6 protein-coding genes are annotated in these 7,572 nt (G+C 48.1%); 1 reads left to right on the top strand and 5 read right to left on the bottom strand.

What is annotated here, in order from left to right:
• The coding region (gene pyrG, locus AC5V8P_RS21035) for a CTP synthase (RefSeq protein ID WP_495473828.1) at positions 1-1,370 on the bottom strand (1,370 nt) is incomplete at its 3' end.
• 402 nt (positions 1,371-1,772) lie between these two features.
• Positions 1,773-2,321, bottom strand: coding sequence for a DNA-directed RNA polymerase subunit delta (gene rpoE, locus AC5V8P_RS21030; RefSeq protein ID WP_063212135.1), 549 nt, complete (start codon positions 2,319-2,321; stop codon positions 1,773-1,775).
• A gap of 405 nt (positions 2,322-2,726) precedes the next feature.
• Between rpoE and AC5V8P_RS21025 the strand changes: the two genes are divergently transcribed.
• The gene (locus tag AC5V8P_RS21025) at positions 2,727-3,887 is read left to right on the top strand and encodes a S8 family peptidase (RefSeq protein ID WP_064795670.1); all 1,161 of its coding nucleotides are present in this window, start codon (positions 2,727-2,729) and stop codon (positions 3,885-3,887) included.
• A 17-nt stretch (positions 3,888-3,904) separates the two neighbouring features.
• On the opposite strand, the gene AC5V8P_RS21020 is transcribed toward AC5V8P_RS21025, so the two are convergent.
• The 3 genes from AC5V8P_RS21020 to AC5V8P_RS21010 form a co-directional block, all read right to left on the bottom strand.
• The gene (locus AC5V8P_RS21020) at positions 3,905-5,290 is read right to left on the bottom strand and encodes an MBL fold metallo-hydrolase (RefSeq protein WP_064795671.1); all 1,386 of its coding nucleotides are present in this window, start codon (positions 5,288-5,290) and stop codon (positions 3,905-3,907) included.
• Positions 5,287-6,957 carry an ABC transporter permease gene (locus AC5V8P_RS21015; protein WP_064795672.1) on the bottom strand — a complete coding sequence of 557 codons (1,671 nt, stop codon included), beginning with the start codon at positions 6,955-6,957 and terminating at the stop codon, positions 5,287-5,289. The genes AC5V8P_RS21020 and AC5V8P_RS21015 overlap by 4 nt, the downstream gene beginning before the upstream one ends.
• A 4-nt stretch (positions 6,958-6,961) precedes the next feature.
• Positions 6,962-7,572, bottom strand: a 611-nt coding sequence (locus AC5V8P_RS21010) for an extracellular solute-binding protein (RefSeq protein ID WP_495473827.1), incomplete at its 5' end; no start/stop codon positions are given.

Here is a 7,572-nt window from a genome sequence, read left to right as displayed (position 1 = left end):
TCATACACCAGTTCGTCGTTGTAGCAAGCAGCTGCCAGGGAACCTTCCACCAGCTTACATGGATACAGGCCAAGACGCATAGTACCGCCCAAATCTTCGATGTCTTTTTGATCAGGAAGCAAGTCAATGACAGGATAATCGGTAGCCGGGTTGATTTCCGAGCTGTTGGCTCCTTCGAGACCAGCGAGGGAACGGGCAACCTCAATAACAGATACCTGCATGCCGAGGCAAATACCGAAAAACGGAATTTTTTGCTCCCGCGCATAACGAATGGTGCTGATTTTACCTTCAATTCCGCGATCGCCGAAGCCACCTGGTACGAGAATACCGCCAATGCCGCTCAGCATGTCAGCTACGTTCTCGTCCGTTACTTCTTCAGCGTTCACCCAACGGATTTTTACGTCCGCATTTGCATCAAATCCTGCGTGGGAAAGTGACTCGACAACACTTAAGTACGCATCGTGCAACGCAACATATTTACCAACAATAGCAATCTCAACTGTCTTGTCCAACTTGCTGATTCGATCAACGAGACCTTCCCATTCAGTCATATCTGGTGCAGGTGTTGTCAGCTTCAGATGATTAACTACGATTTCGTCCAAACCTTCTTCACGCAGGTTCAACGGAACTTCATAAAGAGTAGAAGCATCGCGGCATTCTACCACTGCATTCGCATCAATATCGCAGAACAAGGCAATTTTAGCCTTCATGTCGGAGGACAATTCATGCTCTGTACGGCAAACAATAACATTCGGTTGAATGCCGATGCTGCGCAATTCTTTTACACTGTGCTGAGTTGGTTTGGTTTTAACCTCACCAGCAGCTTTAATATAAGGAATGAGCGTTACGTGAATATACATCACATTCTCGCGTCCAACTTCACTTTTAAGCTGGCGAATGGCTTCCAAAAATGGCAAGCTTTCAATATCGCCTACAGTACCGCCGATTTCCGTAATAATGACATCCGAGCCTGCTTCACGGCCTGCACGGTACACGCGCTCCTTGATTTCGTTCGTAATATGAGGGATAACCTGTACTGTACCTCCCAAATATTCTCCGCGGCGCTCTTTGCTGATCACACTGGAATATACCTTGCCTGTTGTGACATTGCTGTTCTTGGACAGATTAATATCAATAAAGCGCTCATAGTGTCCCAAGTCAAGATCCGTTTCCGCACCATCATCCGTTACAAACACTTCACCGTGCTGGTAAGGACTCATGGTACCCGGATCGACATTCAGGTAAGGATCAAATTTTTGAATCGTTACCTTCAGTCCCCTGTTCTTCAAAAGCCTCCCCAGTGAAGCTGCCGTAATCCCTTTGCCCAAGGAAGACACAACCCCGCCTGTCACAAAAATATACTTCGTCACTGTTCAAAACCCTCCTAGATAAGATGCAAAATTCAGGCGACATTATGATGTTATCGTAACCCGTTTGCACGGATTATCATCCATGAAGAAGGCAGCGGTTATATTTTCCTAATCCGCCGCCCTTAGCCCTCTTTCATGAGTGAAAACACCCCTATAAAAAACAAAAAAGCACTCCCGTAGTACGGGGCACTTTTATACAAAAAAACAAACATATAAGTGAATCAATCATAAGCCCAAGCAATAGTTTACCCCGTGTCCAATCCGCTGTCAAGGAAGTTATCTGTGTTAATTTGCCCATTGATCCAGATTGGAATAAATCTATCTGAAAGCTATAAATCAGCAGGGGTTTCAAGAAAACGGTCATGAAAAAGGGGAGAGTGTATCTCCCCTTGCAGCCTGTTCTTAACGAAGTGAATCGTCGTCGTCATCTATCGATTCATCGTCATTTTCATCATCTGTATCTTCCTCATCACTGAGGTCTTCATCGTCAATCACAACATCGTCGTCACTATCATCATCTTCTCCGTCGAACAGCTCGTCCTCGCCATCCTCGTCTTCGCTATCTGCATCGAAGTCGTCATCGGAGTTGTATGTTTCTTCTTCCTCATGGTAGTCATCTTCGTCGTCATCGTCGTCATCGTTAATAATACGAGGACGCTTGGCACCCGTCAGGGCATCTTCGGATTTATCTACCGGATACCAACGTTTCAAGCCCCACAGATTCGTACCGACACAGGCAAAACGCCCGTCAATGTTGATTTCAGTATATAGCTGAGCAATAACGTCATTAATTTCTTCGTTGGACAAGCCGCGCAATTTGGCGACTTCATTCATCAGGTCACGGTAATAATATGGAGTATTGGCTGCTTTCAATACCATAAATGCCAAATCCACCATTGGAGTCTCATGGACTTTCTCCGGGTCAATCTTCAAGTTGAGTGGTGTACTCACCTAGGGACACTTCCTCTCACACGTAATTCACAAGAACATGTTTCAGAGCATACACGATACATGCAATACTAACATATCCATTATCAAAACTAAGTAAAACCTATTTGGAAGCAAATTGCAAGTTAAACATGGGTATCGTCATAATTTCCAGGAATCCCCCTGCACAAGACGGCACACGTAAAAAAAGACGGGGTTCCCCCCGCCTTCGACTGTACCCGCTCCGGGAGAGGCCTCCCAAAGTTGTTGCACAAGAGCTTATGCTCTCCATGTATCGTATGTGTCCACCGCTACTTTGACACGACAAGCAGGCCTATTTCCATAAAAAAGGGGCAAGTTTCCCATGCCGCAGCTGACGCTTGCTCATACAATACCTCAGCATGGCTCATCGGAGGGGGACCGTCTCAAATGGACTATCCGGATTTTTTGCAGCGTTTGCATGAGGGTATTTCGGAGCCGTCCGGCAGTGGACGGAACAAACAGATTATCACGTTCGATAAGCCTCACCAATACCGAGAATGTCTATCCTATCTCAAAAAGCTGAAACCTGAGCTGGCTGGATTACGACAAGTGCAACCGGCTCGGCTAATCCGTGCTCTCATCGCTCCGCTTTCAGGGGGAGACAGGCTGGGTAAATATCACCACGGTGTTACCGTTGAAGAAGATACCCGCATTAAGGTTCATGCAGAAACGGCATATATACCGAAAGCAGAGAAAAGTCTTTCCATGCCATGGGGAGTCAAACAGGTACGTGCATACAAGGCTTGGCCTTCCTCGACAGGGAATCGGGTCAGAATCGGTGTAATCGACACAGGGGCCGATTTTCATCATCCTGATCTTCGCTATTCCCTTGCCAGAGGTATCAATTTGTTGAACCGGACCATGTTACCCTATGACGATAATGGTCACGGTACTCATATTGCTGGAACTATCGCAGCATCCAATTATGACGAAGGTATGGTTGGCGTAGCACCACGGGCTTTAATTCATCCTGTAAAAGCATTCGATCATAATGGAGCCGCCTATGTCTCTGACATCATTCTTGGTATCGACTGGTGTGTATTAAATCGTGTCGATATCATTAATATGAGCTTTGGTATGAAGTCGCGCAGCAAGGCACTGCTTGATATGGTGAATAAAGCATATCATAACGGCATTGTAATCGTAGCTTCCTCGGGAAATGAGGGCAAACGTCGAAGTATTGACTATCCAGCCCGCTACTCCCAGACGATATCAGTCGGAGCTACCGACAAATACAGACGTATCGCACCTTTCAGCAATCGGGGGCAATTCGTAGACGTGTATGCACCTGGCGAGAAGATCAGATCGTCGTGGATCCATGGAAAGCATCATGAAATGAGCGGCACCTCTATGGCTACTTCCCATGTGACCGGGAGTATCGCACTCCTCCTTTCACTGAGACCGGAACTGGAGCCTGGGGAAATTAAAGCGCTGCTTAAGCGCACCGCCACACCGCTACGCCTTCGCAAAAGTGCCGGACGCAGTTCCATCTCCACCAAGCTTGGAGAAGTGGATGCCTTCCGATTGATGCAGGAGGGCACAAAGTGATTCACCATCTGATGATACTAAACCTCTATCGTTGCGCCTGGCTCCAAAGAATGGACTACTCTGGCAGGACCTCCATGTCCATGGTTTCCTTCTCTTATTAACTCATCTCGTACAAGGTCGGTTTGCAGTTTTGGTGCATGAACGAGAACAACCTGTTTGCTGGGTACATTCTTCAACATCTGCCTCACATCCGATAATCCCTGATGCACCTTGTAGATTAAATGCCGAGCTATACAGATGTCATTGGAGTCCGTACATTCCAATAGATGCTTTCCAAAAGAGCCATTCGAGGCATGCCCGGTCAATATCACACTGTTCCTAACGTTTTTTTCGCTATCCATCTCGTTCAATATGTTGCGGGTATTCGACAGATATTGATAATACCAACGCGCCTGCGGGGAATCCATCATGCCATCTCTTGTTACGATTATAGTAGCCGTGTTCTGTTCCAGCAGACTTACTCGTTCAGCTGCATCACGAGGCACAAACACCCTGCTACTATTTAGCACATGTAATATTCGTGCGAGAGCTTCCGGTCGCAGCCACTCTTTCCAGCGAATTAACTGTTTTAACCCTTGCCATAGGTCAGGCTCTATAATTATTGTGTGCTCGGGAAATTGCTCACTGGCCCATACGGTCAGCTCCTGTCCTCTGCCAAAAGCAGGAACCGGCAACAACACATGACCACCAGACAATAGTATCTGCTCCATCTCGACCCTCAGCCGCTCCAGTTTAACAGGCTGCGGGTCTATATCCATGCCATAGGCATTGTCCATGATGGATATGTCCACTAGAGTGGATTCAGGCTTGCATTCAGGAAGGATACCTATACCCTCCTCCGTATACAAGTCTGGTGCATCGGCAGCAAGAAGCTCAGATTCACGGCTGTAGTCTCCAGAAAAGAACAATCGCTTCCCTTCCATTTCTACGATATACCACACTGCACCAGCCAGATGCCCACTGCGTCCCCACAGGATTCTCACACCCGGACAAGCTTCATGCCACACCCCTGACGGCGCTTCGTCTTCCAGATAGCGATAGGTAATGGATTGTATATCCTGTTCGCTGTACGGCAATTGGCTGCCTCTCGATTCAACAAAAGTACGCCAGGAGCGAAAATAGGAGCCTAACTGCTCAGCGGTAGCCTTGGTCGTCCAGACCTCTCCCCGATATCCATACTTGTACAGTAAGGGGAGCGCCATGGAATGATCCTCATGTGCATGAGACAGCAATACAGTAGTTAGTCCCTTCGCCATCTGCGGTGGAAAAAGCGGATACTGCCCCGTTCCATCCTTTTTCACGCCACAGTCCAGCATGATACGATGCTGCTTTCCTTCAAAAACATAACAGGAGCGGCCATGTTCGCCCGCTCCGCCCCAAATTCTAAGCTTGGTCATCATCATTTCCACTTTCTTCGCGAGTTTAAGCTTTCCATTAAGATCAGCAGCAACGTGGTCAACCCAACCGATATAACAGCCATTGCCATACCGAGTGATACCTGTCCCTGCTCGAACTGGGCAAATATATAGGTTGCAGACGTCTGGACGGATGGCGGTAAAATCAGCAATGATCCTACCAGCTCCCGTGAAGCGATGGTAAAGGTCATCATCCAACCAGCGAGCATCCCCGGTACAATCAGCGGTAGTATAATCCGGCGGAATATGTAAGACGGACGCCCGCCAAATACCTGCCCCGCCTGAAAAAGAGTATGATCTACCTGTGTAAAGGCGCTTTTGACATACTGAACCGTGTAAGGGATAAACAAAATAACATACGTCAAAACGACCATGCCGTATGTATTATACAACGGAATCGGCATCCACGGCGAGTTCCACCACAAGATCAGGCCAACCACCATAACAATTCCCGGCACAGTATTCGGAAGCAAGCTGAATGCATCAACAGTCCGTTGGATTGTCGTGCGTGAGCCACCGATGACAAGCGCAAACCATGTGCCCAGCACCACAGCCAGCGTCGATGCACCCAAAGAGAGGAATACGCTGTTCATTAACGCCTCCATGCTTTCCGAACCCCACGACAGCAGTTCCTTATAATAGTCGAGTGTAAGGTTATTCCATGCCAATCCAACTCCTCGCAGCTTCATGGTGGAGGCTGCGATAATTGAAAAGTAAGGGATACCAATAGCTGCAAGGAGCAGCAATAGGATAAATGTGACACTCAGTCCTGTAGTCCAGCTGGATACGCGAAGACGTGAAGGTCGCGAACCTTTACCCCCTACCAGTCTGTATGTGAACTTTCGGTTGATCACCGATTGCACATACCACATAAGCAGACAGGCCGTTAACAACACCGAGGCCATGGACGTCGCTTTGCCAAAATCAATAGGCCAACTGGAAATATATTTGTGAATTTCAGAAGTCATGACCTCATACCCGATACGTCGCCCAAAGGTAGCAGGTGTACCGAACTCGGCAATCGTTTTAACGAAAATAAGCAACGCGCCCATTCCGTATGCCGATAGCACCAAGGGTAAAATGATTCGACGGAACCTGTACAGAAAACTCCCGCCCATGACGGCCCCCGCCTCTTCCAGACTGCCGCTAATCCTCACCAGCGCTCCGCGCAGCAGCAGATATAGGAATGGAAACAGATGCAGACTCATGATCATCACCATGCCACCCAGGCTGAAAAAGGAAGATGTTAAGAAGTGCAGGCCCGGGAACAACTGCTCCAGATACCCGTTTTTTTGCATAAACAGAATCCATCCCATGGACCCAATATAAGGCGGGGTCATAAACGGAATCAGCAGCACGACATCCAACCAGCGCCAATGTGCGAGTCGGGTGTTGGACATGATCCAGGTTAGTGGAAGTGCAAGGACGGTCGTTCCTGCGATCACACAGATGCCTAGCCAAATCGAGTTGAATAGCACTCCTACAAATTGAGAAGCAGCTAACGTTCGAAAAGGCGCCACCCATTGGATTTTCTCCTCAACATAGACACTTTGGATGAAGATTTGCAGCAATGGTAGCAAAATGAGGAAAAGAAGCGCGATCAGAGCAAGTGTCAGAGACCAGCCCCTGATGTGTTTAACAGACAAACTTCCCATCGGCTTATTTGAACATTTGCGTGAACTTTTCCGTCACGTCTGAACCATGCTCGCCCATCCATTCCCAATTGGTTTTCAGCAATGGGATTTCGTCCAGGTTGGCACGATTGTCAGCTTTGATATCCATACGTCCAGGGAGTAGGGAGGCATCCGCTACTAGTTTTTGTGCCTCGTCTGACAACAGATAATCAATGAATGCTTTGGCATTTTGCTCATGTTGTGTGGACTTGAGAATGGCAGCAGGACGTGGGCTTATGACCGTTCCCTCTGTCGGATAGACGATGTCAATCGGCTCGCCTTTGGCTTTAGCCTTGTAAGTCATGTAATCGACCGCAGCGACGACTACTCCTTTAGCTCCGGTAATCACGGGGTCTAGTGCTTCCTGATTGGCACCAGCCATGGCCACACCATTAGCCTTGTACTGCTCGAACAACGTCCAGCCTCCATCGCCCTTAGCACTTAGATAGCCTGTCATAAAATCCAAGGCCGAGCCAGACAGCGATGGGTCGGGGATGTTAACCTGATCCTTGTACTCAGGTTTCGCCAAGTCGGCCCAAGAAGTAGGCGGGAATTTCACCAGTTTCGTGTTATAAGCAATACCTAGAGCAGAGGCAC

Source organism: Paenibacillus sp. N119s (assembly GCF_059447605.1).
Note: the sequence above shows the minus strand (reverse complement) of the source record. Positions and strands in the feature narration are given on the sequence as shown.

What these genes read in the sequence shown, in the direction of transcription:
- AC5V8P_RS21025 (WP_064795670.1), top strand. Translation starts at nt 2,727, where the DNA reads ATGGACTATCCGGATTTTTTGCAGCGTTTGCATGAGGGTATTTCGGAG.
- AC5V8P_RS21020 (WP_064795671.1), bottom strand. Translation starts at nt 5,290, where the DNA reads ATGATGATGACCAAGCTTAGAATTTGGGGCGGAGCGGGCGAACATGGC.
- AC5V8P_RS21015 (WP_064795672.1), bottom strand. Translation starts at nt 6,957, where the DNA reads ATGGGAAGTTTGTCTGTTAAACACATCAGGGGCTGGTCTCTGACACTT.